Annotated in this window: 23 protein-coding genes; 14 read left to right on the top strand and 9 right to left on the bottom strand. The window is 63.0% G+C overall.

The window, feature by feature from the left end; genetic code table 11:
• Positions 1-40: 40 nt before the first annotated feature.
• Both PH586_RS18150 and PH586_RS18145 read left to right on the top strand, forming a co-directional pair.
• Positions 41-1,219 (top strand): maltoporin, encoded by a 1,179-nt coding sequence (locus PH586_RS18150; RefSeq protein WP_271349367.1) that lies wholly within the window; start codon positions 41-43, stop codon positions 1,217-1,219.
• A gap of 21 nt (positions 1,220-1,240) precedes the next feature.
• Positions 1,241-2,146: a D-hexose-6-phosphate mutarotase gene (locus PH586_RS18145; protein WP_271349165.1), complete on the top strand. Its 906-nt coding sequence runs from the start codon at positions 1,241-1,243 to the stop codon at positions 2,144-2,146.
• Between the two features lie 18 nt (positions 2,147-2,164).
• Here PH586_RS18145 and PH586_RS18140 read toward each other — a convergent pair whose 3' ends face one another.
• Complete coding sequence (locus PH586_RS18140; RefSeq protein ID WP_271349366.1) at positions 2,165-3,025, bottom strand: MurR/RpiR family transcriptional regulator; 861 nt, start codon at positions 3,023-3,025, stop codon at positions 2,165-2,167.
• A 180-nt stretch (positions 3,026-3,205) separates the two neighbouring features.
• Here PH586_RS18140 and zwf point away from each other — a divergent pair, with 180 nt between their 5' ends.
• Genes zwf through PH586_RS18120 form a run of 4 tightly spaced genes read left to right on the top strand, consistent with a single transcriptional unit; the run spans position 3,206 to position 6,251 of the window.
• Positions 3,206-4,675 carry a glucose-6-phosphate dehydrogenase gene (gene zwf / locus PH586_RS18135; protein ID WP_271349164.1) on the top strand — a complete coding sequence of 490 codons (1,470 nt, stop codon included), beginning with the start codon at positions 3,206-3,208 and terminating at the stop codon, positions 4,673-4,675.
• Complete coding sequence (pgl, locus tag PH586_RS18130; RefSeq protein WP_271349163.1) at positions 4,662-5,375, top strand: 6-phosphogluconolactonase; 714 nt, start codon at positions 4,662-4,664, stop codon at positions 5,373-5,375. The genes zwf and pgl overlap by 14 nt, the downstream gene beginning before the upstream one ends.
• A 19-nt stretch (positions 5,376-5,394) precedes the next feature.
• A complete protein-coding gene (locus tag PH586_RS18125) occupies positions 5,395-6,066 on the top strand; it encodes a bifunctional 4-hydroxy-2-oxoglutarate aldolase/2-dehydro-3-deoxy-phosphogluconate aldolase (protein ID WP_271349162.1) in 672 nt (223 codons plus the stop codon).
• 47 nt (positions 6,067-6,113) lie between these two features.
• On the top strand, positions 6,114-6,251 hold the full coding sequence (locus tag PH586_RS18120) for a hypothetical protein (RefSeq protein WP_271349161.1): 138 nt from the start codon (positions 6,114-6,116) through the stop codon (positions 6,249-6,251).
• A gap of 118 nt (positions 6,252-6,369) precedes the next feature.
• Here the strand turns inward: PH586_RS18120 and PH586_RS18115 are convergent, their stop codons facing one another.
• The gene (locus PH586_RS18115) at positions 6,370-7,245 is read right to left on the bottom strand and encodes a hypothetical protein (protein WP_271349159.1); all 876 of its coding nucleotides are present in this window, start codon (positions 7,243-7,245) and stop codon (positions 6,370-6,372) included.
• Between the two features lie 29 nt (positions 7,246-7,274).
• The gene (gene cls / locus PH586_RS18110; protein WP_271349157.1) at positions 7,275-8,663 is read right to left on the bottom strand and encodes a cardiolipin synthase; all 1,389 of its coding nucleotides are present in this window, start codon (positions 8,661-8,663) and stop codon (positions 7,275-7,277) included.
• Between the two features lie 320 nt (positions 8,664-8,983).
• Between cls and PH586_RS18105 the strand changes: the two genes are divergently transcribed.
• The 3 genes from PH586_RS18105 (at position 8,984) to PH586_RS18095 (ending at position 10,952) form a co-directional block, all read left to right on the top strand.
• A complete protein-coding gene (locus PH586_RS18105) occupies positions 8,984-9,142 on the top strand; it encodes a DUF3309 family protein (RefSeq protein WP_238042747.1) in 159 nt (52 codons plus the stop codon).
• Between the two features lie 205 nt (positions 9,143-9,347).
• Positions 9,348-10,082 (top strand): Crp/Fnr family transcriptional regulator, encoded by a 735-nt coding sequence (locus PH586_RS18100; RefSeq protein WP_271349155.1) that lies wholly within the window; start codon positions 9,348-9,350, stop codon positions 10,080-10,082.
• Between the two features lie 237 nt (positions 10,083-10,319).
• A complete protein-coding gene (locus PH586_RS18095) occupies positions 10,320-10,952 on the top strand; it encodes a Crp/Fnr family transcriptional regulator (protein WP_271349154.1) in 633 nt (210 codons plus the stop codon).
• A gap of 102 nt (positions 10,953-11,054) precedes the next feature.
• Here PH586_RS18095 and PH586_RS18090 read toward each other — a convergent pair whose 3' ends face one another.
• Both PH586_RS18090 and PH586_RS18085 read right to left on the bottom strand, forming a co-directional pair.
• Positions 11,055-13,142, bottom strand: coding sequence for a putative bifunctional diguanylate cyclase/phosphodiesterase (locus tag PH586_RS18090; RefSeq protein ID WP_271349152.1), 2,088 nt, complete (start codon positions 13,140-13,142; stop codon positions 11,055-11,057).
• A gap of 88 nt (positions 13,143-13,230) precedes the next feature.
• Complete coding sequence (locus PH586_RS18085) at positions 13,231-13,797, bottom strand: BON domain-containing protein (protein ID WP_271349150.1); 567 nt, start codon at positions 13,795-13,797, stop codon at positions 13,231-13,233.
• Between the two features lie 496 nt (positions 13,798-14,293).
• On the opposite strand from PH586_RS18085, the gene pgm reads away from it, so the two are divergent.
• A complete protein-coding gene (pgm, locus tag PH586_RS18080) occupies positions 14,294-15,946 on the top strand; it encodes a phosphoglucomutase (alpha-D-glucose-1,6-bisphosphate-dependent) (protein WP_271349148.1) in 1,653 nt (550 codons plus the stop codon).
• Positions 15,947-15,987: 41 nt separating this feature from the next.
• On the opposite strand, the gene PH586_RS18075 is transcribed toward pgm, so the two are convergent.
• Positions 15,988-17,316, bottom strand: coding sequence for a sensor histidine kinase (locus tag PH586_RS18075; protein WP_271349147.1), 1,329 nt, complete (start codon positions 17,314-17,316; stop codon positions 15,988-15,990).
• Positions 17,313-17,972 carry a response regulator gene (locus PH586_RS18070; protein WP_271349146.1) on the bottom strand — a complete coding sequence of 220 codons (660 nt, stop codon included), beginning with the start codon at positions 17,970-17,972 and terminating at the stop codon, positions 17,313-17,315. The genes PH586_RS18075 and PH586_RS18070 overlap by 4 nt, the downstream gene beginning before the upstream one ends.
• A 135-nt stretch (positions 17,973-18,107) precedes the next feature.
• Between PH586_RS18070 and PH586_RS18065 the strand changes: the two genes are divergently transcribed.
• From PH586_RS18065 to PH586_RS18050, 4 genes are all read left to right on the top strand, one after another.
• A complete protein-coding gene (locus tag PH586_RS18065) occupies positions 18,108-18,431 on the top strand; it encodes a PepSY domain-containing protein (RefSeq protein WP_271349144.1) in 324 nt (107 codons plus the stop codon).
• A 106-nt stretch (positions 18,432-18,537) separates the two neighbouring features.
• The gene (locus PH586_RS18060) at positions 18,538-19,008 is read left to right on the top strand and encodes a DUF2271 domain-containing protein (protein ID WP_271349143.1); all 471 of its coding nucleotides are present in this window, start codon (positions 18,538-18,540) and stop codon (positions 19,006-19,008) included.
• Positions 19,009-19,034: 26 nt separating this feature from the next.
• Positions 19,035-21,260: a PepSY domain-containing protein gene (locus PH586_RS18055; RefSeq protein WP_271349142.1), complete on the top strand. Its 2,226-nt coding sequence runs from the start codon at positions 19,035-19,037 to the stop codon at positions 21,258-21,260.
• Entirely contained in the window at positions 21,250-22,212 is a 963-nt protein-coding gene (locus tag PH586_RS18050; protein WP_271349365.1) for an FAD:protein FMN transferase, read from the top strand. The genes PH586_RS18055 and PH586_RS18050 overlap by 11 nt, the downstream gene beginning before the upstream one ends.
• A 49-nt stretch (positions 22,213-22,261) precedes the next feature.
• Here the strand turns inward: PH586_RS18050 and PH586_RS18045 are convergent, their stop codons facing one another.
• Positions 22,262-22,996 (bottom strand): S1 family peptidase, encoded by a 735-nt coding sequence (locus PH586_RS18045; protein WP_271349141.1) that lies wholly within the window; start codon positions 22,994-22,996, stop codon positions 22,262-22,264.
• Positions 22,997-23,402: 406 nt separating this feature from the next.
• Positions 23,403-24,593, bottom strand: coding sequence for an MFS transporter (locus tag PH586_RS18040; RefSeq protein ID WP_271349140.1), 1,191 nt, complete (start codon positions 24,591-24,593; stop codon positions 23,403-23,405).
• Between the last annotated feature and the right edge of the window lie 253 nt (positions 24,594-24,846).

Here is a 24,846-nt window from a genome sequence, read left to right as displayed (position 1 = left end):
CCGCGCCCCCTACCTGGTCGCGTTGGCCCTCGGTCTGGCCATGCCCCAGGCCCAGGCCCTGGAGTTCACCGGCTATGTGCGCAGCGGCGCGGGGAGTACGGAGAACGGCGGCAGCCAGTCCTGCTTCCAGTTGCCCGGCGCCCAATCGAAATACCGCCTGGGCAACGAGTGCGAGCAGTACTCGGAGCTGGACCTGCGCCAGGATCTGCTGACCCTGGACGACGGCTCGGTGCTCAGCGTCGAAGGCATGGCGCAACTGTTCAACGAGTATGGCCATAGCCCGGAGTTCACCGGTGAACATGGTTTTTCCCGGATCAATCAGGCATACGCCGAATGGAGCAAGGTGCCGGCGCTCAATGGCGGCTCGCTGTGGGCCGGACGGCGCTTCTACAAGCGTAACGACATCCATATCTCCGATTTCTTCTACTGGAACCAGAGCGCCACCGGCGCCGGCATCGAGGACTACGAGCTGGGCGGGCTGAAGTACAGCTACGCCTTCTCGCGCAAGGACAGCGTGTTCCAGAAGGAATACATCAACCGTCACGACTTCAACGTCGCCGGCTTCCAGACCAACCCGGGCGGCGAGCTGGAGTTCGGCCTGAGTTACATCGCCAAGCCGCGCCATATCGAAGGCGCCAACAGCGGCTGGTCGCTGACCGCCCAGCACAAGCAGACGGACTTTCTCGGCCTCGGCGGCAAGAACACCCTGGCCCTGCAGTACGGCCCCGGTCCCGGCACCGCCCTGGGCTCTACTGGCGATGTCGGCCTGGACAGCAGCGCCAAGCGTTACCGGCTGGTGGAGTTCTTCGACTGGCAGGCCACACCGCGCTGGGGTGGCCAGGCGCAGTTCGTCTACCAGAAGGACAAGCGCGCGAATAACGAGGATGAGCAGGACTGGCTGTCGGTCGGCGCCCGTACCAGCTACGCCTTCACCGAGCAGTTCAAGCTGGTTGGCGAGGTCGGTCACGATCAGGTCGAGGCCGCCGATGGTACGCGCAAGCTGAACAAGTTCACCGTGGCGCCAACCTGGTCGCCAGCCGGCCCCGAGTTCTGGGCGCGTCCGGAAATCCGCCTGTACTACACCTATGCCAGCTGGAACGCCGCGGCGCAGCGTGCGGCCAGCACATTGGCGGCGGGCTCGGCGCTGTCCGACAGCGGCGCCTTCGACACCGCGCGGCACGGCTCCAACTTCGGCGTGCAGGTCGAATACTGGTGGTGATCGCCCATTGCGAGCGGGTCGATGCTGCCGGCTAGGCCGCGGCGTTGGTCCGGCGTGGCGACAACCCGGCCGGGGGCTGCTGCAGAGCATCCCCTGGCCGGGTTGTTTCTGTCGTCTGCCGGGCCAGCCTTGCGCTGGGTGACCCACCAGGAGCGCGAGTTGCTGCTGATCGAGCATCCACGTTTTCAGGCCATATTCAGTCGCCAGGGCGGTCAGTTGCTGCATTTCCAGCCGCGCGGGCAGCACCCCTGGTTGTGGTGCGCCAGTCATTGGCCGCGTGGCGGGGCGATTCGCGGTGGCGTACCGGTGTGCTGGCCCTGGTTCGGTCGGCATCCCAGCGAGAGTGGCTGGCCGTCCCACGGCTGGGCGCGGCTGAGCGACTGGCACTTGCTCGGCAGCGAGCTGGACGAGCAGGGTGTGTATCTGACCTGGCAGCTGCAGCTATGCGACTGGACGGTGACCCTGGAGGTCGAGTTGGGTGAGCAGATGAAGCTGCGCCTGCGTACGTCTCATCAAGACAGCGAGGCCTGTCAGCTCAGTCAGGCCTTGCACGCCTATTGGCGCGTCAGCGATGTCGCGCGGGTGGCGCTGCTCGGCCTGGATGGCGCCGCCGGTCGGGACTTGCTGGCGCGTGCCGAGTGCCGGCAGCAGGGCGAGCTGCGCATCGAGGATGGCTGTCACCGCATCTTTCGCCGCGGCGCGCTCGTCCAGGTGCAGGATCTGGCCTGGCAGCGACGCCTGCTGGTCGACACCCGCGGCGGCGCCAACAGTGTGGTCTGGCATCCCGGCAGCCGGCCCTTGACCGATGTGAGTTGGCGCGAGGCGCTGGGTTTTGTCTGCGTCGAAGCCGCCAGTTGCGGCGCCGACAGCCTGATCCTCAAGCCGGGCGAGGAGGCCGTGCTGCAGTTGCAGGCACGGTTGGCGTAGGCGTGGCTTGCAGGTTGCTCAGCTCGGTTCCTCGTCCAGCGGGTAGCGACTGGCGTTGAGGCTCTCCTTGATCTTGCGCAGGTGCGGCTGGAAGTCCACGCCGCGGCGCAGGGTCATGCCGGTGGCCAAAACGTCGAGCACGGTGAGCTGGATGATCCGCGAGGTCATCGGCATGTAGATGTCGGTGTCTTCCGGCAGCGGGATGTTCAGGCTCAGGGTGCTGGCCTTGGCCAGTGGTGAGTCGGCGGCGGTCAGGCCGAGCACCGAGGCACCGTTTTCCCGGGCCAGGCGTGCCACCTCCACCAGCTCGCGGGTGCGCCCGGTGTAGGAGATGATCACGAACAGGTCGCCGGTGTGCGCCACCGAGGCCAGCATGCGTTGCATCAGTACATCGGCGTGGGCCGACACCGCCAGGTTGAAGCGGAAGAATTTGTGCTGCGCATCCAGGGCCACCGGCGCCGAGGCGCCAAGGCCGAAGAAGTGGATCTGCCGGGCCTGGATCAGCAGGTCGACCGCGCGGCTGATCAACTGCGGATCTATGGCCTGACAGGCGCTGTCCAATGACGCAATGGCACTGCCGAAGATCTTGCGGGTATAGGCCTCGGGGGCGTCGTCGGCTTCCACCGCGCGGCTGACATAGGCGGCGCCGCTGGCCAGGCTCTGCGCCAGCTGCATCTTCAGCTCGGGATAGCCGCTGACGCCGAACGAGCGGCAGAAGCGGTTGACCGTCGGTTCGCTGACCAGGGCGGCTTGCGCCAAGGCGGCGATACTCAGGCGGGTGGCTTGCTGCGGGTTGCGCAGAATCACCTCGGCGACTTTGCGTTCGGCCTTGTTCAGGCTGTCGAGTCGACCCTGGATCTGTTCCAGAAGGTTGCGCACGCGGTCCATTGTCATTCCTTAGCCAGGGCTGAAATTGCCGGCCTATCGTACTGATGGAGCCAGGGGGCTACCACTGGCAAGTGTTTTTTAGCAAAATGTTGTTTTTATTACAACATATGGCCTTGATAAAATCGGGTCGACAGGGTATTTCTAGCTTAACTTGATAAAAGAACCAACATCATGCCTTCGATAACCGTTGAATCCTGTACTTTTGCCTTGTTCGGCGCGCTGGGTGATCTGGCCCTGCGCAAACTGTTCCCGGCACTCTACCAGCTCGACCGCGCCGGACTGTTGCATGCCGATACGCGGATTTTCGCCCTGGCGCGCGAGAATGGCGAGGCGCAGCAGCACCTGACCTGTATCGCTGAGCATCTGCTGCGCTATGTGCCGGTACATGAGGTCGACAAGGCAGCGCTGCAGCGCTTTCAGGCGCGCCTCAGTTATCTGACTATGGATTTCCTCCAGGCTGACGACTACGACGCCCTGGCCGAGCACGTCGGAACGGGCGAACGCGTGATCGCCTACTTCGCCACTCCGGCCTCGGTCTATGGTGGCATCTGCGCCAACCTGGCGCGGGTCGGCCTGGCCGAACGGACGCGGGTGGTGCTGGAAAAACCCATCGGCCACGATCTGGTCTCCTCGCGCGCGGTCAACGACGCGGTGGCGCAGTACTTCCCGGAAACCCGCATCTACCGTATCGACCACTACCTGGGCAAGGAGACGGTGCAGAACCTGATTGCCCTGCGGTTCGCCAACAGCCTGTTCGAAACCCAGTGGAACCAGAATCATATTTCCCACGTGGAAATCACCGTGGCGGAGAAGGTCGGCATCGAGGGTCGCTGGGGCTACTTCGACCAGGCCGGGCAGTTGCGCGACATGATCCAGAACCACCTGCTGCAACTGCTCTGCCTGATCGCCATGGATCCGCCCAGCGAACTGTCCGCCGACAGCATTCGCGACGAGAAGGTCAAGGTGCTCAAGGCGCTGGAGCCGATCACCGCTGCGCAGCTCAGCCGCCAAGTGGTGCGTGGTCAGTACGTGGCCGGCAGCAGTGATGGCAAGGCGGTACCGGGTTATCTGGAGGAGGAAAACTCCAACACCCAGAGCGATACCGAAACCTTCGTCGCCATCCGGGCGGACATTCGCAACTGGCGCTGGGCCGGCGTGCCTTTCTACCTGCGTACCGGCAAGCGCATGGCGGAAAAAATGTCGCAGATCGTCATCCACTTCAAGGAGACGCCGCACTACATCTTCGCCCCGGAGCAGCGCCAGTTGATCGGCAACAAGCTGGTCATTCGCCTGCAACCGGACGAGGGCATCGCCCTGCAGGTGATGACCAAGGATCAGGGCCTGGACAAGGGCATGCAGTTGCGCAGTCACGCGTTGCAACTGAATTTCTCCGACACCTACCGCAGCGCGCGCATCCCCGATGCCTACGAGCGTTTGCTGCTGGAAGTGATGCGCGGCAATCAGAACCTGTTCGTGCGCAAGGACGAGATCGAATGCGCCTGGCTGTGGTGCGATCAGCTGATCGCCGGCTGGAAACAGCTCGGCGACGCACCGAAACCCTATGCCGCCGGCACCTGGGGGCCGATGGGCTCGATTGCCCTGATCACCCGCGACGGGAGGTCCTGGTATGGCGATCTCTGATCTCGATTTACCCCTGGGCGTGCTGGCGCGCAGCCTGAGCAGTCCGGCGCAGCTGGCCAAGGCCCTGGCCCGGGCGGTCGCCGAGGCGCTGCGCGTGGCGATCGAAACCCAGGGCCAGGCGACCCTGGTGGTCTCCGGTGGGCGCAGTCCGGTGGCGTTCTTCGAACAGCTGGCGCAGCAGCCGCTGGACTGGGCGCAGGTGGTGATCAGCCTGGCCGACGAGCGCTGGGTGCCGGTCGCCCACCCTGACAGCAACGAAGGCCTGGTGCGTCGCCATCTGCTCCGTGGTCCGGCCGCGGCGGCGCGTTTCATCGGCTTGTATCAAGCGAGTGCAAGCCTCGAAGACGCCGCGCTGAAAGCCGACCAGGCTTTGGCCGAGTTGCCGCCGATCGATGTGCTGGTGCTGGGCATGGGCGATGACGGCCATACCGCTTCGCTGTTTCCCAACAGCCCGAATCTGCACGACGCCTTGCAGGCCGACTGCCCGCGCCGCTGCCTGCCGATGCTGGCGCCCAGCGTGCCGCATCAGCGCCTGAGCATGACCTTGCCGCTACTGACTTGCGCACGCTTGCCCCTGCTGGCCCTGCAGGGGCAAGGCAAACTCGAGACCCTGAGCGCAGCCTTGGCTGTGGGCGAGGTGGCGAGCATGCCGGTGCGCGCGCTATTGCATTCTCCCCTTGAGATTTACTGGTGCCCCTAGGGCCGAAGGACCTGACGCTATGACGACCAACGACAACAGCCAGCACGCCCGCATGGCCGAGAAAATCGCCCAGATCGACAGCCTCTGTGTCCGTGCGCGGATCATGCCGGTGATCACCATCGCCCGCGAGGCGGACATCCTGCCATTGGCCGATGCCCTGGCGGCCGGTGGCCTGACGGTGCTGGAGATCACCTTGCGTTCGGTGCATGGCCTGACCGCCATTCGCCTGCTGCGCGAGCAGCGGCCCGAACTCTGCGTCGGCGCGGGCACCGTGCTCGACCTGCAGATGCTCGCCGCCGCCGAGGAAGCCGGGGCGCAGTTCATCGTCACCCCCGGCTCGACCGCCGAACTGCTCAAGGCCAGTCTGGACAGCCCGGTGCCACTGTTGCCCGGCACCAGCAGCGCCTCGGACATCATGCTCGGCTACGCCCTCGGCTACCGCCGCTTCAAGCTGTTCCCCGCGGAAGTCTGCGGCGGCACCGCGGCGCTCAAGGCCCTCGGTGGTCCCTTCGGCGATGTACGGTTCTGCCCCACCGGCGGTATCAACCCCGGCAACCTGCAGCGCTACATGGCGCTGGCCAACGTGATGTGCGTCGGTGGCACCTGGATGTTCGACAGCCAGTGGGTCAAGAACGGCGACTGGGCGCGCATTCAACAATGCAGCGCCGAAGCCCTGCAGCTACTGGACTGACCGACTGCTAGGGTGCGCGCGGCTGCCTAGACTGGGCGCGCCCTCGCATGAGCGCGCTGCGCCCTGGCAATTGCGAGTTGCCGCTGCGCTGCAACCAGATCGAGATGTCACCAATGGTCCAGCAGAGCGCCTGGGATGGCCAGTTGCAGGCCATGCCGGCCGATGGTTTGCAAGTCCTGGCCTGATTGCGCCGTTTGCCCGGCAGCCCGCGGCCAATTCTCGCCAGCCTGCGCTGGTCGCGAATCGAGGAGGCGCTGCACGGTGTCGCCCTGCTATTGGTCGCGTCGGTGCAGCCCTTGGCGCTTATTCGCCAGCGGCGTCCGCCTGCTGACGCTGGATTTCCTTGTGCTTCATCGTCAGGTACTGCTCGCGCTCGAGTTCGTGCAGTTGCGCCGGGTATTGCTCGATAGCGCTGTGCCAGAGGGTCAGGCGTTGTTCCAGGCGCGTCGCTGGCGGCGCCGCCAGGGCGCCCAGGTAGGCCTCGATCGCCAGGTAATAGCGCATGGTGTTGCGTTCGATCACCCCGCGCATGCCACCGATGTAGACGGGTTGCCCTTCGGCGCTGTGTTCGAGGATGCTGAATCCCACCTTGTTGCGTCCCAGCGTCGCCAGGTAACTCTGTGCGGCGACGCTGGCGGCCATGCCGTAAGCATAGGAGTAGGACAGGTGCAGGAAGCTGCGCTGGGCATCGAGTGCCACCACTTCGAGATTGATGCGGTAGCGGCTGGTGCCCAGCGGTCCGTCCTCGGCTTCCAGCAGCACCTGGAGGAAGTCGGGCGTAGCCGTTGCGACCCGGTAGGTAAATTCGAACAGGTAGGCATCGGCCAGCGTCTGCTCGGACTTGCGGCCGATATGGATGCGCAGGCTCTCACCATCGGTCTGCGATGAGACGCCGCAGCTTTTCACATTCAGGTGCAGGATCAGGATGTCACACCAGTGCGCGCTGCCTTGCAATGCTGTGCCGACCACGGCATAGGGCTGTTCGATCAGCGCATAGATGTCGCCCTGCAACGCGTCGGCGGTTTGCCGGGATTCGAGATGCAACGGGCGTTGGAACGGGTTGTCGCTGAGCTGTTCAGCCAGGGCGGCATGCCGGGCCCTGAGTGACTCCGGGTCTTGCGCGTAGACCTGCGGTGCAAGTAGCAGCGCCAGCAGCACGGCCGCGTGTCGCCACTGCAAACAGCCCGCGACGGCAGGCCGGAAAGGCCTCACAACCAGTACTCCCACAGGCGTCCGAGCAATTCCTTGACTCTTGCGTCGAGGGGGCGACGACGCCATTTTTCCAGAGTGATCTGTTCCGACTTATCCAGGTCGGCGAGAAAGGCGGCGCGCATCTTGCCGCCGAAATCCGTGCCGAGCACCACCGCATTGACCTCCTGGTTGTGCAGGAAACTGCGCCAGTCAAGGTTGGTCGAGCCGACGGTCGACCAGACTCCGTCGATCACGGCGGTCTTCACATGCAGCAGGGCATCGCGGCGTTGGTGCAGCTTGACCCCGGCCTTCAGCAGCTCGCTGTAGTAGGCGCGGCCTGCATGCAAGACCAGCCAGGAGTCGGTGCTGCTGGGCAGGATCAACTGCACGTCGACGCCGCGCGCCGCCGCCTGCTTGAGCGCCGCGAGCAACTGCGGGTCGGGCACGAAGTAGGCGTTGGTCAGCCAGATCTCGCTTTGGGCACTGCGCAGCGCCGAGATCAGGGTGACGTAGATCAGGCTGTAGGGGTCGTCCGGCGAGCTGCCGACTGCGCGTACCACATCGTTTCCCAGGTGCTGGCTGACCGGGAAGTAGTCGCGTGGCGCGAGGGGTTCGCCTTGCTGCTTTTCCCAGGTTTCGATGAACAGCTTTTGCAGCTCGCCCACCACCGGGCCTTCGAGTTGCAGGTGGGTGTCGCGCCAAGGCAGTGCATCGTTGGGGCGTTTAATCGATTGCGGGCTGAAGGAACCGCCAGAATAGACGCTGCTGATGTTGACGCCGCCGAGAAAGGCAATACGCCCGTCGATGATCAGCAGTTTGCGATGGTCGCGCTGGTTCACCGACCAGCCGGCCTTGGCGGTCAGCGGGTTGACCGGGTTGAACTCCAGCACCTGGATTCCGGCCGCGCTGAGGCGCGAGAAGAACGAGCTTGGTGTGCGCAGGGTGCCGACGCTGTCGCGGATCAGATTGACCTGCACACCGGCCCGCTGCTTGGCGATCAGCGCGTCGGCGAAGCGCTGGCCGACCTCGTCGTCTTCGATAATGAAGCTTTCCATGTTGATGTGATCGAGTGCGGCGTCGATTGCGTTGATCATTGCCTGATAGGTTTCGGGGCCGTCCTGCAGCAGTTCGACCTTGTTGTCGCTGGTCAGGGGGCTGCCGACGATGGCTTCTTCGACCGCCAGGTGCAGCTTGAAGATATTGGTCTCGACACCGCGCGCCTGCAGTCGATCGAGAATGGCCTTGCTCCGCGCGGACGACAGTGGCCCCTGTGGCCCGTCGAGTTGTACCGGCGGCGCATCGCGGCGCGCCATATCGGGCGTGAGGGTCGGCAAGGAACTGCAGGCACCCAGCGCCAGGCTGAGGATTGCCGTGATACACAGCTTCCAGCTATACGCTGCTTGCATTGGTCATCTTCCCCGGAGGTCGCGCGCGCTGCAGCCGGGTGGCTGTCGAAGCGATGGAGTCGCCTGAATGTACACGTAAAGGAGGGACGCGATGCCATATTCAGCCGGCACGACAGCGTTTGGTGCCCGTCGCTGGGTGATTGCTATGTTCGATAACGCACCGAACTGAGCGCGCTAGCTGTTCAAACTGTGAAGGTGCCGGGTCGAGGGTGTTCGATGTGAGACGCTCAACGTGAATCGGCATGGCTCGCTGCGATGAGGATGAAACCTCATATTGAGGTTTCTGCGTCCGCGAACTCGAACCATTCAGGGAGATCGCCATGAGCTTGGGAACGATTCTGTTGATCGTGCTGATTCTGATGCTGGTGGGGGCGATCCCCGCATGGCCGCATAGCCGGAGCTGGGGCTATGCCCCTACTGGCGGCTTGGGCCTGGTGTTGATCATCGTGCTGGTACTGCTGTTGATGGGCCGGCTGTGACGCTGCCGCCTGCTGTGCAGCGCATTGATTGACGCGTGGCGCTTCAGATCGACCTGCAATTCTCGAAACGCTATGTGCGATAACGCACAGATGGCATGGTGCCACTATGGCCATCATGTTCCACAGCGTAAAGACAATCCTGCCTACGACTACCGATAAGCTGTTTCCAAGGGGGGGCTATGCCCCCCAATTCATAGAGTGTGAGATGTCTGAGTTGCCCATAACCCCCCAAAAAAATCTTCTTTTGGCTGCATTGCCTCTGGACGTCCAAAATCGGTTACAGCCCAAGATGGAGCTGGTGCCACTGCCCTTGGGCAAGGTTCTGTATGAGTCCGGCGATACCTTGAGCCATGTGTATTTCCCAACCGACTCGATTGTTTCGCTGCTCTATGTGATGGAGAACGGTGCCTCGGCGGAAATTTCCGTATTGGGGAATGAAGGGTTGATTGGCGTCGCCGTGTTCATGGGCGGCGAGAGCACCACCAGCCGTGCCATCGTGCAGAGCGCCGGATATGCGTATCGACTGCCCTCGCGGCAGTTCAAGGATGAGGTCAATCGCCACAGCGAGATGCTGCACCTGATGCTGCGTTATACCCAGGCGCTGATCACCCAAATGTCGCAGACGGCAGTGTGTAACCGCCACCATTCGATTGACCAGCAACTGTGCCGCTGGTTGCTACTGTCGCTCGATCGCTTGCCAACCAATGAGCTGGTCATGACCCAGGAGCTGATCGCCAATATGTTGGGCGTGCGCCGTGAGGGCGTCACCGAGGCGGCTGGCAAGCTGCATAAGTCGGGGGTGATCGAATACAGCCGCGGGCGCATCAGGGTGACCAACCGGCCCAAGCTCGAGCAGATGAGCTGCGAGTGCTATGCAGTGGTAAAGAAGGAAACGGATCGCCTGCTGCCCTTTGCGGTTCAAGTGATTGCGCTGGGTTAATGTGTCGGGCAGTAAACATATTCGATGTCAATCAAGGTATTAGCATCATCTGTACCATAGCGAACAGACAAGTCATCGTCGCTCAATCAGACTGCTGAATCGGGACTGATCGGCACCTTTCCTGTGTCGCGTCCCGACTTTCTCGTGCTGCAGGGCGTTGGAATGTCAGCAGCAATACGGGGTCCCGTGGTTAACCAGCTGCTAGCACGTTTGCCGCACAAGGAGTCGCAACGATTCTTGGAGTGCTGCGAACAAGTCGATCTAGTGTTCGGCACCATCCTCTGCGAGCCTGATCAAACCTTACGCCACCTGTACTTTCCGCTGACCGGGTTTATCTCGCTGGTGACCACGCTGCGTGACCATCAGCCGCTGGAAATGGGCCTGATTGGCAGTGAAGGCATGCTTGGCGCGACCCTGATTCTTGGCGTGAACACTGTGCCGATGCGCGCGGTGGTGCAGGGCACCGGCACTGTATTGCGGATCAACGCGGCACATTTTCGCCGCGAGTTGCAGGAGTGCCCGGAGCTGCTGCGCACACTCAACCGCTACCTGTATGTACTGATGGCGCAGCTGTCGCAAACCGCCGCCTGTACCCATTTCCATGAAATCGAACCGCGTCTGGCGCGCTGGTTACTGATGACCCACGACCGCGCGCACGCCGATCACTTCTACCTGACCCACGAATACCTGGCCGACATGCTCGGGGTGCGCAGAAGTGGCGTCACCGTCGCCGCCGGTGCCTTGCAACTGCGTGGCCTGATCCACTACACCCGCGGCGAGATCAGCATCCTCGATCGCAAAGGGCTGGAAGCCGCCTCATGCGAGTGTTACGAGGCGGCCATCGATGACTACGCGCAGTTGCTGAAGTAGGCCACAGGGCTCGGTTCGCTTCGCGCAACAGACTTCTGCAGCATGGCCTAGCAGGCTGTTGAAAACTACCTGCGTTGCCGATACTGGGTTAAACACGGCCTGCTAGAGCGTTGTGCCAAGGCCCGTCCGCAGAAACCTGGAGAACTGCGCTGCAACCAGCGGCCGACCGAGATAGTAACCCTGTCCTTCCTCGCACTGCTGTTGTTGCAGAAATGCCAGTTGCGATTGCTGCTCGATGCCTTTGGCGATCACCCGATGATTGAGGCTGGCGCCCATGGCGATCACGGTGCGGACAATCGCCTCATTGCCGTTAGCGGAACCAATGGCCTGGATGAACGACTGGTCGATTTTCACGGCGTCGATCGGGAGCTGACTCAGGTAGTTCAAGCCAGAGTTACCGGTACCGAAGTCGTCCACCGCGATCTGGATGCCCATCTCCTTGAGTTGATGCAGTATCGCGATGCTGGCCTTGGCATTGCGCATCAATACGCGTTCGCTCACTTCCAGTTGTAGGTTGCCGGGTGCCAATCCGCTGTCGCTCAGGATGGCGCGAACACCTGCAACGAAATCCTCATGGCGAAACTCTGTTGCGCTGAGGTTGACTGCAACCGGCGTGGCCCGCGAGCTGGCTTCTTGCCAGCGTTTGGCCTGGGCACAGGCTTCACCCAGCACCCAGCGACCAATTGGCACAATCAGGCCGCATTCTTCCGCAATCGACACAAAACGGCTGGGCAGCACCAGCCCCCATTGCGGGTGGTTCCAGCGCAGCAGTGCCTCTGCACCCATGAGGGTGCCGCTAAGCAGATTGATCTTGGGTTGATAGTGCAGGACGAACTCCTGCCGCGCCAATGCCGCGCGCAAATGGCGCTCGACCAGTCGCCGCTCGTGCGCGTGGATGTTCATTTCATTCCTGAAGAACTGGAAGTTGTTGCCACCATGTTCCTTGGCCCGGTACATCGCGGTGTCGGCCTGCTTGATCAGGCTCTCTGCGCTCAGGCCGTCGTTTGGATAAATGCTGATGCCGATACTGCTCGTCACGTGCAGTTCATGGGCCGCGATGCGGTGTGGCCTTGCCAGGGAACTGAGGATCTTGTTTGCCGTTAATGCAGCGTCTTGCGCCTGATGTTCTTCGGCGACCAGCACGACGAATTCGTCGCCCCCCGGGCGGCTCACCGTGTCGGAATTACGTACACAAGCACACAGGCGTTGAGCAACCGATTGCAGCAGTTGGTCGCCGATGGCATGGCCCAGTGAATCGTTGATGTGCTTGAAGTTGTCCAGGTCGAGGAACAGTACGGCGAGACTAGTGCCGTGGCGTTCGGCCAGGGTTATCGCTTGTGCGATGCGGTCGTTGAGGAGCAGGCGGTTGGGTAGATTGGTCAAGCAGTCGTGATGCGCCAAGTGGGCCATTTTCACGCTCATCGCCTGCGCGGCGGTGATGTCATGGAACACGATCACGGCGCCGCTGAGCTGTCCGTTGGCGTCGTGGATCGGCGCGGCGGAGTCCTCGATCATCGCTTCGCTGCCATCGCGTTTGATCAGGATCGTACCCGCGGACAGGACCTGCGGCTTGCCCTGCTCGAGTACCCACTGGATCGGGTTGTGCACGGGCGCACGCGTCGTACTGTTGACGATATGCATCACCTCGGTGATAGGACGGCCGCCGGCTTCCTGCCGGGACCAGCCGGTCATCTGCTCGGCCGCCACATTCAGGTAGTCGACATTGCCCGACAGGTCGGTAGCTATGACGGCATTGCTGATCGAGTTGAGGGTGGTCTCGGCACGCGCTTTTTCTATCAAGACGCTTTCCCTGACGGCACTGCGCTGGATGATATTGCGCAGCGATTGCGCGACCAGGTAACTGCCAAGATGACCTTTTGCCAGGTAGCCTTGTGCGCCCCTTTGGACCGCTTGCTCCGCGAGCTCTTCATCCGCTTCGCAGAGGGCCATGATGGGCGTGTGGGGTACCAGCGCGAACAACTGGTCGAAGGTCTCCAGACCTTGGCAATCAGGCAGCGAGAGGGCGGTCAGGATCGCGTCGATATCGCCGGTGTTGAGCCTTTCCAGGGCATCGCCAAGACAGGTCAGCCATTCGATGATGAATAGGCCGTCTTTGGCCTTGCCCAGTACCTCCTGCAACACCGCTGCATCAGCGGCGTCAGCGCTGATGATCAGGATTCGATTGGCCATGTCGTATTCACTCCTTTGAACCATATCCATGGCATGGGGGGCCTATGCCTGCAGCATGCAACAGCGCTATCAGCGATCACCCGCTGAACTAAAACCTGAATGCATCTGGATTAAGACGTTTAAGTTCGGGCGAGGGCTGTGGCCGTTCTTGCTCCGTTGGAAATTTTGCCCGGTTGGCTGGCTTGTCACCCGGCTTGCTCACTGCGCCGCGCTCAAGCGGAGTAAGGGGAGTACTTGTAGCGTTGGTGTGCAATAAGGCCGACGGCCCTGGATCGCTGATCCAGCTGTCGCTGCCAGATTGTTCGGCGCCAGCCCGGACCTGGCTGTCGACCTCAATCAGCTTCGTTTGCACCACTATCCGGTTATCCACGGCGAGGATTCCCTTGACGCTCAGCGCTATGGCTTTGGCCAGCGTCTTGTTGGCGGCGGTCTCTACCTCGCCGCTCAGGGTGGCCTTGCCATTGAGCACTGACACCTCAAGGTGGTCAGCGCTTAAATGCGGATTCAGCGCATAGGCTTTCCAGACTTGGGTTTCCTGCCGGGCATCGGCAACATCCTGAGATAGTGGCTGCGCGCCGACCGTGTTGCTCATTGTTGCGACTATGGCAAAGACGACGCCAGAGGTGAGTGCGTTTTTGCACGGGTGCAAGGGCATGCTGTTTCTCCACTGGGATCAGTATTGCAGTGGGTTGTGCTGTCACCGCACTGTTGCCATGAATGTTGTTTGCTGGGATGCCGTCCTGGGGACCACCATTCTGCGTGGGCGGTTCGGCAGGGCAGTCATTGGGGGGCTTGATCTATTGCTGTTCGGGCATCCGGCATGATTGGCGCTGCGCGCAAAAAATACATAGTCGTGTGATTGTCACAATGTCCACGGCCAGACGAGACGTCTGTGCGTTAGCGCACTTAGCCGCCGGATGTCAGGGTCATTGCTTACGCAGCACTACGACGCAAGTGACGCAGTTCAGCGCGACAGTTGGGTGCCGGTGTGATCCGTAACCTGCGCTATGTCGAAAACCAGGGCGAAGACCTGCCAGAGATCCGCCCGTGGCGCTGGCTGGGTAAAATGGTTGGAGTGGAGGCCGGGCGGTCGGTGATTGTGTCGGTGCCTGTTAGGCTAGGGTCTGTTGCTGTTATTCAGGGAGACAATTTTGAGTTCACGAATCCATCCTTTGGCCGGCAAGCCGGCCCCTGCAGAGATGTTGGTCGATATCGAGCAACTGCTGGCCGCCTACTTCGATCTGCAGCCCGATCCCGGCGTGGCCGCCCAGCGCGTGGCTTTCGGCACTTCGGGCCATCGCGGCAGTTCGTTGGCATCGAGCTTCAACCAGTGGCACGTGCTCGCCATCAGCCAGGCGATCTGCGATTACCGTGAAGCGCAGGGCATCGCTGGTCCGCTGTATATCGGTGCGGACAGCCATGCCCTGTCGCAACCGGCGCTCGACACCGCGCTGGAAGTTCTGGCCGCCAATGGCGTGCAGACCATGATTTCCGCCGGTGGCGAATTCACCCCGACCCCGGCGATATCCCACGCCATTCTGGTACACAACCGGGGGCGCGCCACGGGCCTGGCCGACGGCATCGTGATCACCCCGTCACACAATCCGCCGGACAGCGGCGGCTTCAAATACAACCCGTGCAATGGCGGCCCGGCTGACAGCGACATCACCAACTGGGTGCAGAACCGCGCCAATGCCTTGCTCGAAGGCGGTCTCAAGGCGGTCAAGCGCATGCCGCTGGCCCAGGCGCTTCAGGCGCCGACTACCCATCAGCACGATTACCTGGCGGCCTATGTCGGTGACCTGGGCAGCGTGATCGATTTTGAGGTGATCCGCGCGGCTGGCCTGCGTATGGGCGTCGATCCGCTGGGCGGCGCGGGCGTGCATTACTGGTCGCGCATCGCCGAGCAGTACGCGCTCGATCTGCATGTGGTCAGCCAGGTGATAGACCCGCAGTTCGCCTTCATGAGCCTGGATTGGGACGGTCAGATCCGCATGGACCCTTCGTCGAGTCACGCCATGCAACGGCTGATCGGCCTCAAGGATGGCTACGACATCGCCTTTGCCTGCGACACCGACTACGACCGCCACGGCATAGTCGCGCCCAGCGTCGGCTTGCTGCCGGCCAACCACTTTCTCAGCGTGGCCATCGATTACCTGTTCCAGCATCGCTCGCAGTGGAGCGCCACGGCGGCGGTGGGCAAGACCCTGGTCAGCAGCGCCATGATCGATCGGGTCAGTGCCCGCCTGGGTCGGCCGCTGCTGGAAGTGCCGGTCGGCTTCAAGTGGTTCGCCGGCGGCCTGTTCGACGGCTCGCTGGGCTTTGCCGGTGAGGAAAGCGCCGGTGCTACTTTCTTGCGCCGGGACGGCAGCGTCTGGACCACCGACAAGGACGGCATGGCGCTGGCGCTGCTGGCCGCGGAAATGACCGCCAGTTGCGCTCGCGACCCGGGCGAACTCTATCGCGGCCTGACCGAGGAGTTCGGTGAGATAGTGGCCGATCGCGTCGATGCGCCGGCCACCCCGGTGCAGAAGAAAGCCCTCAGCCAGCTCACCCCGGAGCAGGTGCGCAGCACCCAGTTGGCCGGCGATACGATCACCCAGGTGCTCGACAAGGCGCCGGGCAATGGTGCGGCCCTTGGCGGGATCAAGGTGATCAGCGCCGGCGGCTGGTTCGCCGCGCGGCCATCGGGCACCGAGGACATCTACAAGATCTACGCCGAGAGCTACCGCGACCAGGCGCACCTGCAGCGGATTCTTGGCGAGGCGCAGCAGATCGTCGATGTGGCACTGAGCAAGGAGTGACCGCTTTCGGCACGCCCGCCAGAAGGTAGGCGCGCTGGCGCTCAAGCAGGTGCGAATTGCACGCTGACGGCAAAGCCGTCGGTTTTGCCTGGTGCCGGCGAAGCTAGCAGCAGGCGAGCGCCCACGCCCTGGGCGATAGCCGCGGCAATCGCCAGGCCAAGCCCCGATCCTTCGGCCTGGCCAGGGCCTCGCACGAAGCGTTCGCTCAGTTGCGCCAGCAGTGCCGGGGGAACTAGCGGGCCTGCATTCACCACCTGTAGCAGTGCCGTGCTGGACAGACTCACCTCGATAGGCTGATCGCTGGCGCCATGTTTCATGGCGTTCTCGATCAGGTTGCGCAGCAAAATGGCGAAGGCATCCGGATCGATTGTCGTCAGCACTGCCTCGGTGCTCGGCAACTGCAGGTGCAGACGTCCGCCGGCCGTGCGGCGCAGGTCTTCGACCACATGCGCCAGCAGCGGTAGCAGATCTTGTGGCGTCTCCGACAGCAGGCCGCCGCCTTCGGCCTTGGCCAGTTGCATGAGTTTTTCCGAAAGACGTGCCAGTTCGCGCAGTGACGCCTCGATCTGCGTCGCCCGCTCTTGCAGCGGGCCTTCGGGGATCTCGCGGCGCAGGCGCTGGACCTGAGCCAGGGTCGCCGCCAGCGGCGTGCGTAATTCATGGGCACTGTTGGCGGTAAAGCTGCGCTCGGCCTCCAGCGCTCGGCGCAGGCGCTCCATCAGGTGGTTGACGGCATCCGCCAGCGGATTGATCTCGGCGGGCAACCGCGCCGCTTTGATCGGGGATAGATCGCCGGCCCCACGGGTCTCGATCGCGCGCCGATAGGCCAGCACACTGCGCAAGCTCAGGCGTACCAACAGCCAGGTGCCGAACAGGCTGAGCGGAATCAACAGCAGCAGCGGCAGGAGGAATGCTTGCAACGCGCCCCAAGCCGCCTCATGGCGATGCGCCAGGGGTTCGGCGACTTCGATGAATACGGTTTTGCGCAGCGCGCTGGCGGCATACAGGCGGTGGCTAGAGGTCGTCGTGAAGCCCTCGAGTGGCTGCGCATTGAATACTGCCAGGTCGGCATCATGGGATTGCAGCAGGGTATTGCCGTGGTTATCGCGCACCAGATACGTCAGGTACTCCTTGTGCGCTTGCAGCGAGGCAATATGCTGCAGCGCGCGGGGTTCTTCTCGGTTGACGATCTCGAGTACGGCCAGGGGCAGAATCCGCTGCGCGGTTTCCTCCAGGGCGCTGTCAAAGGCCTCATCCAGCTCGTGCTGGACAACCAGCCCGGCGCCTGCCGTGGCCAGCAGCCAGAGCAGCGTAATGCCCAGGGTCAGGCCCAGACCCAGGCGTCTTTGCAGGCTGGCTGCAGGTTTCATTTCGAGCCCAGCCTATAACCCATGCCACGCACGGTTTCGATCAGTTCGCGACCCAGTTTCTTGCGCAGGCGGCTGATGTATACCTCGATGGTATTGCTCTCGATTTCGGCACCGAACGCGTACAGGCGTTCTTCGAGCTGAGCTTTCGACTGCAGCGCACCGGGGCGTTGGATAAAGGCTTCGAATAACGCCCACTCGCGTGCGGTCAGATCCACGCCAATGCCGGCGCGCGCAATGCTGTGGGCAGACAGGTCGATCTGCAGTTCACCCAGCTGCATCTGCGGGTTGGGATTACCACTGTAGCGGCGCGCCACTGCGGCGACCCGTGCGGACAGTTCAAACAGGTCGAAGGGCTTGACCAGATAGTCGTCGGCTCCGGCGTTCAAGCCGGCAATCCGGTCGGAGATCTGGTCCCGCGCCGTGAGGATGATGACCGGGGTGACATCTCCCGCGCTGCGCCGTTGGCGCAGAAAGTCCAGGCCACGCCCATCTGGCAGTATCAGGTCGAGCAAGATCAGGTCATAGGCAGTCGTGCGTACGCTCGCTTCGGCGTGCGCGAGGCGTAGTACCCAATCCACGGCATGGCCGTCATCGGCAATTTGCTCGCGCACCGCTTCACCTAGCCCCGCAGTGTCCTCGATCAGCAATACCCGCATACACACCTCTAGTGTTCAGTTGCCGGCCTGCACATTAACGGCTGGAGCTGACAGTAGCCTTAAGGGCGCCCTTCAGGTTGTTGTCAGGAAGTCGCGCTAGGGTATGCCACATATGCTCAGGCAGGAGGAAACACCGTGAGATCTGCGCTTTATATCACTGCCGCGCTGCTCGCTACGCTGGTGACTGGCAACGTCCTGGCCAGCGACGATTGCGTGGATCCGGTAGCCGACTGGCAACCGCGCGAAGTGCTGCGCCAGCAGGTCGCGCAATACGGCTGGACGGTGCAACGGATCAAGGTGGACGACGGCTGTTATGAGGTCAGGGGGCTTGATCGCTGGGGTAACAAGTTCGAGGCCAAGTTCGCCCCCGCGTCGTTGTCGATTCGCACCCTGGAGATTGACTTCAGGCCCGACGGCGATGCGTCCGAATACCTGCAAGGCAGCCAATTGACCCAGTGACCAGCCAGAACAACTGGCGCCAGCGCGTTCAGCTTGCTGTCAGCTCTCGGCGCTAGGGTGCACGACATAACCAGTGAACCGGAGATACGCGATGAGACGCCATGCCATGAGAAAGATTGCCGCCGCCGTTTGTCTTGCCAGCGCCATCGTGCTGCCAGGCTTTGTCCAGGCGCGCGCAGTGACCTTGAACACCGAACTGAAGAGCTACCGCGGTAACGACGCCTACCTGGCGTTCTACCTCACCGATGCCAATGGCCAGTACCAGAGTACGCTCTGGGTCGCCGGCAAGAAGGCCAAGTACTACAAGCATCTGCGCGATTGGGCGCGAGGCAGCGGCTTGAATTCCAGCGAGTTCGACGGTGTCACCGGGGCCAGTGTTGGCAGTGGGCAGACCCTGAAAGTGACGGTCGAGCTGGCCGATGCGCTGATCGACGCCGGCTATGAAATACGCGTGGACAGTGCGGTCGAGGACAAGCGCGAGCACCGCGCCGAGGTAAAGGTGGCGCTGACCAGCCAAGGCGCCGGTAAGTCCGCGAGCGGCAGCGGCTATATCGACGCCTTCAGCTACGACCTGTAATCACATCCGCCCAGAGGAGATGCACCATGCTACGCCAGCTTCATTCACTGCCCGGTCTGCTTGCCGCTCTGCTGGTCATGTTGCTGGCGCTCAGTGGTGGCGTCCTGTCGGTCAACCCGGCGCTGGAAAGGCTCGATGCCAAAGTGCCTGCCGCCGGCCAGGTCAGCGTCGCCGAGTTGGCCGGGCGGGTGGCGCACTACTATCCGGGAGCCGAGCAGCTGCAGCGCAGCCCCTCCGGCGCGCTCATCGTGTATTACAGCGAAAACGGCCAGGCCGGTGCCGAGCGCATCGACCCGCTCACCGGGCAAGGCATTGGCACCTATGCGCCGTCGGAGTTTTCGACCTGGGTGAAAGACCTGCATCGCTCGTTGCTGTTGGGTAGCACGGGGCGTGCGGTCGCGGGTATTGCCGCGTTGGTCATGTTGCTGTTGTCGATTTCAGGGCTGGCCTTGCTGGCCAAACGCCTGGGCGGCTGGCGCCAGCTGCTGCGTCCCTTACGCGGCGGCTTCAGCCAGCGCTGGCACGCCGAAGTGGGTCGCCTGGTGGTGTTGGGCCTGCTGCTGTCCGCGCTGAGCGGGATCTATATGTCGGCGGCGAACTTCGAGCTGATTGCCGATGGCATGCAGCGTGAACCCGACTTTCCGCAAACAGTGGACCCCGGTCCGGCCGCTCCGGTGGCCAGCCTGGCGGCGCTGCGGGCCACCGATTTGAACGATCTGCGCGAACTGGTGTACCCCAATCCCAGCGACCCCGGCGATGTCTATTCGCTGCGTACCGCCCAGGGCGATGGCTATGTCGATCAAGCCAGTGGTGCGCTGCTGTCCTACCAGGCGCATGACAGTGCGCGGCGGGTGTATGAGTTGATCTACCAGCTGCACACCGGGGAGGGGCTCTGGTGGCTCGGCCTGCTGCTGGGCGTAAGCGCGCTTAGCGTGCCGCTGATGAGCATCACCGGCGCGCGCCTGTGGTGGCTGCGCCACCAGGCCATGCCTCGGCTGGCTCATAACAGCGCCGCGCAATGGGCCGATACGGTGATTCTGGTCGGCAGTGAAAACCACAGTACCTGGGGCTTTGCGAAAACCCTGCATGACGCCCTGCACCAGTCTGGCCTGCGCGTGCACACGGCGGCAATGAACCAGCTAGCGAGCGAATATCGCCATGCGCAGCGTCTGTTGATCCTCACGGCAACCTATGGCGATGGTGATGCGCCGGCGTCGGCCCGGCAGTTTCTGGCGCGGCTGACCAAGACTACGTTGCCGCCTGGGGCCGGTTTTGCCGTGCTGGGCTTTGGCGATCGGCAGTTCCCGCAATTCTGTCAGTTTGCCAAGGTGACCGAAACGGCGTTGCTGGAGCGGGGCTGGCCACGGTTGCTGGCGCTAGAGACCATCGATCGCCAATCCACTCAGGCGTTTGCCCGCTGGGGCAACGCCGTTGGCCAGTTGCTCGGCCAGGAACTGGCCCTGGTGCACAAGCCCGTGCGCCCGCGCAGCCAGTCCTGGCAGCTGGTGGAGCGGGTCGAGTATGGTGCGCAGGTGCAAGCGCCTACCAGTGTGTTGCGTTTCAAGGCAGCTGCACCGCCGGGTAATGTCGCTTGGCTCAAGCGCCTGCTCGGCGCCAGTACCTTGGGCCATTTCGAGGCGGGCGACCTGCTTGGCATCGTGCCGCCGGGCAGTCCGGTGCCACGCTTCTATTCGCTGGCCAGTGGGTCGGCTGATGGGGTACTGGAGATCTGTGTGCGCAAGCACCCCGGGGGGCTGTGTTCCGGCTTTCTGCATGACCTGCCGCTCGGGGCCAGGATGGACGCCTTTATCCAGCCCAACCCGGATTTCCGGCCGGGGTCGGGTAAAGCCCCGGTGATCCTGATCGGTGCTGGCACGGGCATCGGCCCCCTGGCCGGGTTTATCCGCAACAACCGCGCCAGGCATCCGATGCACCTGTACTGGGGCGGGCGCAATCCGGCGTCCGATTTTCTCTATGAGCCAGAACTCAACCGCTACCTCGCGGATCGACGACTGAGCCAGCTGAATGCGGCCTTTTCGCGGGTCAACGACTGCAGTTATGTGCAGGACCGCATCCTGGCCGATGCCTTGCACATGCGCCGGCTGATTGAAAAAGGCGCGCAGATCCTGGTCTGTGGTAGCCGCGAGATGGCGAAGAGCGTGATGCAGGCGCTGGATCACGTGTTGCTGCCGCTCAACCTCAATGTGCTGACGCTCAAAGCGCAGGGACGCTACCGTGAAGATGTCTACTGAAACCCCGCCCAACAGCGCGGTCACGCTGCAGCGCTACAGCCTCAACGGCGCGACCATGGGCACTCGATATAGCGCTCTATTCTTTGCCGCGCCGGGGCTGGATGAGTCGGCCATCGCGGCCAGCCTGTTCGCCGCCGTGGACCAGGTGGATCGGCAGATGTCGAGCTGGAAAGCCGACTCGGCTCTGAGTCGGCTCAATGCACTGCCTGAGCAGCAATGGCTGGATATCCCGCCAGAACTGCTCAGCGTGCTGGCGACGGGGTTGCGCATCGGTCGTCAGTCCAACGGCGCGTTTGATATCGGCGTGGGCGACCTGGTCAATGCCTGGGGCTTTGGCCCCGGCGGGCAAGTGCCGACCGATTTGCCGGCACAGCGGCGGCGGCAGCAGGCGACGGAGGTGTTGGAGGTCGATCAAGTACATCACCGGGTGCGTAAGCGCGCGCCCATCACGCTGGACCTGTCGGGTATCGCCAAAGGCTTTGGCGTCGACCAACTGGCCCATTGCCTCGAGGGTTGGGGAGTCAGCCGGTATCTGGTGGGTATCGACGGCGAAATGCGCGCATGCGGGCTGAAAGCGGATGGGCAAGCCTGGACGATTGCCGTCGAGAAGCCGGTTCGCGGTGTGCGCGAGGTCATGGGCGTGATGGAGCTCAGCGATGTGGCCATCGCCACCTCGGGGGATTACCGGCACTGGGTCGAGATTGAGCATCAGGACTATTCGCACAGCATGGATCCCGCGCTGGGTGCGCCTGCCTGCAACCAGCTCGCGGCAGTAACGGTGCTGGCCTCCAGTTGCATGCTCGCCGATGCCTGGGCGACTGCCTTGCTGGTTCTGGGGGAAGTGGCCGGGCCTGAGCTGGCGCAGGCACGCGGCATGGATGCGCTGTTTGTCGTGCGCGATGGCCAGGGCTTTCGCCAGCTATCCATAGTCGCCGGACAGCTTGAGGCGTGACTCTCGTTGGTTGCTACAGGCCGGACCGAGAGCCCGCGCTGAACTGCGCTCAGTTCTCGGTGAGGGTCAGCAGTATGTCGGCGTACCAGGTGCAGTTGAGCCCGAGCGCTTCGTCCAGTTGCAGGTCGCGGGTGCCTACATCGAGACGGGCCGAGTGCACGCCCAGGAGCATCCATGGCAAGTCGCCGAGGCCATTCTCCGGGGTATTGGCGACCCGCGTCACCACCGGCGCACCGCTGATGCCGCGGTGAGTCCGGGCATCGCTGAGGAAATAGCCTTTGCTCTGAAAGCGCAAGCCGAATGAGGAGGCGATCACTGCCTGACGCACCACCGGCATGTGGTGCAGGGTGTCGTGGAAACCCAGGGGGAAACCGACCACCAGCAGGGAGGTGCCAACCTCGACCTCGGCGGTCGGTCCGTACAGGTGCTCTGGGGTAAAGGCGCGGTAGAACGCGGTAGCAGGTAAGGCGGCGCGATCCAGTTCGATCACCGCCACATCGATCTCGCCAGTGGAGTCCAGGCCCTGGCGCCACAGGCGTTCACCGTCGCGGTAGAGCGGGATCGAGATGCCGATGGACTGGGCGATATTGTTCGGGTCGGTATGCAGTTCAATCTCGATACGATCGGGGAAGTGCTGGTTCTGCGCATCGATCATCACGTGCCGGCTGGTGACCAGGAACAGGCGCTCGTCGCGGGCGAAGAAAAAGCTGCTGGCATTGGTCAACTGCTTTTGCTGATTGAAGGTACAGAGACGGGCCGCAGTGAGCAAAATGGGTTCAATCATCATGGTGTCCTTGGATTATTCGTGTTGACCCGGAGCTGCAGCGCAGAGCCCTTGAGGCTCTCGTTGCTGCGGGTGAGATCAGCAAGCTGTGGCTCTGCTTCCGGGGCACGCTTTCGCCCTGTCCGGCTGCGTCGATGGCGCTCATGCCGCGATTCTCGCTGCTCGACGCCGAATAGCTCCTGGCGTACCGCTCCTGGGCTTCTCCGCGGTGGCGAGAGGGCGCGGGGGCCTGCTAGCGTGGCTCTCTCATCAGCAAGGCTGCTGTCGCAGCATTCGCCCGAAGATACAGCATAGGCATGACGGCTGTCTGACCGCGAATTGGCCGGTGTGGCCAGGGCTGGCACGGATTGCCGATAAACAGTACTGGCCACGGCTATGACCTGGTTTGAGCAGGCCGGGTTGCACCTTATCGCCCCATCCTTTTGAGCCCGAGCAGGAGCAGCGCGGCAGCCGCCAGACCGGCACCGGTATAAAAGGCCACCGCAGCGCCATAGGACTGCCATAGCCAGCCGGCGGTCGCGCTGGCCAGCAGCACGGCGATACCGCTGACCAGATTGAACAGACCAAAGGCGCTGCCTTTGAGCTCGGCTGGCGTAGTGTCCGCCACCAGCGCCGCCAGAGTGCCCTGGCTGAAGCCCATGTGCAGGCCCCAAAGGGCGACGCCGAACATGACCGTGATGACCGATTCGGCGTAGGCCAGCAGTAGGTCGGCGAGGATCAGTAGCAGCAAGCTGGCGCCCAGCAAGGTGCTGCGCTCGATGCGATCCGACCACTGGCCCGCCGGATAGGCCGAGAGCATGTAGAACGCGGCCATCACCACCATGACCAGGGGCACCCAGGCCAGGGGCAGGCCCAGTTGCGCAGCGCGCAGCAGCAGAAAGGCTTCGCTGAAACGGGCGAGGGTGAAGACCGCGCCTATGCCGACCACCCACCAGAATGCCGTGGAGAACTGCGCTAAGGATTTCAGTCGCACAGGCGAACGTAACGGTCGGGCGCTCGCTGGCCGTGCCGGTTCGCTGACCCCGCCCCAGAGCACTGCCACCGCCAGCAGGGCGGGGATCGGCGCAAACCACAACACCAGGGTGATATCGCCGCTGAGCCAGAGCATCAGCAGGATCGCCAGGATCGGTCCGAGAAAGGCACCTGCGGTATCCATCGACTGGCGCAGCCCGAAGCAGGCACCGCGGATAGCGGCTGGGGCCACGTCGGCGATTAGCGCATCGCGCGGGGCGCCACGAATGCCCTTGCCGATTCTGTCCAGCAGGCGCGCGACGAAAACCGTTTCCGCCGATCCGGCCAGGGGGAACAGCGGTTTGCTCAGCGCGGCGAGGCCGTAGCCGAACAGCAGCAAACCTTTGCGCCGGCCGATGAAGTCGCTGAATGCGCCGGAAAACACCTTGACCAGCAGCGCGGCGGCCTCGGCCAGCCCTTCGATCAACCCGACCGTAAGCATGCTGGCGCCCAGGGTACCCACTAGAAACAGCGGCAACAGGCTGTGCACCAGTTCCGATGACATATCCATGAACAGGCTGACCAGACCCAGTGCCCAGATCGTGCGCGGGATGCCTGGGGCAGGTTTGACTGCGGATTTGGGCATGCTGTTGCCTCCCCGGGAGTCCGATGCGCTACGATGGCTGCCGTTTGCAACCCTGTTCAGTTTTGCACAAGGCGACGACGTGCCTGTCGTGCCAGGCCAAGCCGTACTAGCCTATTCACAGACCTGGTCAGCAAGGCAGCGCTGAGCGCTTGTGAAAAAACTCACGACGACGCTCGATGTTTCCCTTTAACGCGCGAGCACCATGAGGCTGTCAGGTGAGTTCAATGCCAGTAAGGCAGGATGACATGGAGTA

This window comes from Pseudomonas aestuarii (assembly GCF_027988105.1).
GTDB lineage: Bacteria > Pseudomonadota > Gammaproteobacteria > Pseudomonadales > Pseudomonadaceae > Aquipseudomonas > Aquipseudomonas aestuarii.
The sequence above is the reverse complement of the archived record's forward strand: the minus strand, read 5'-3'. Positions and strand labels throughout refer to the sequence as shown.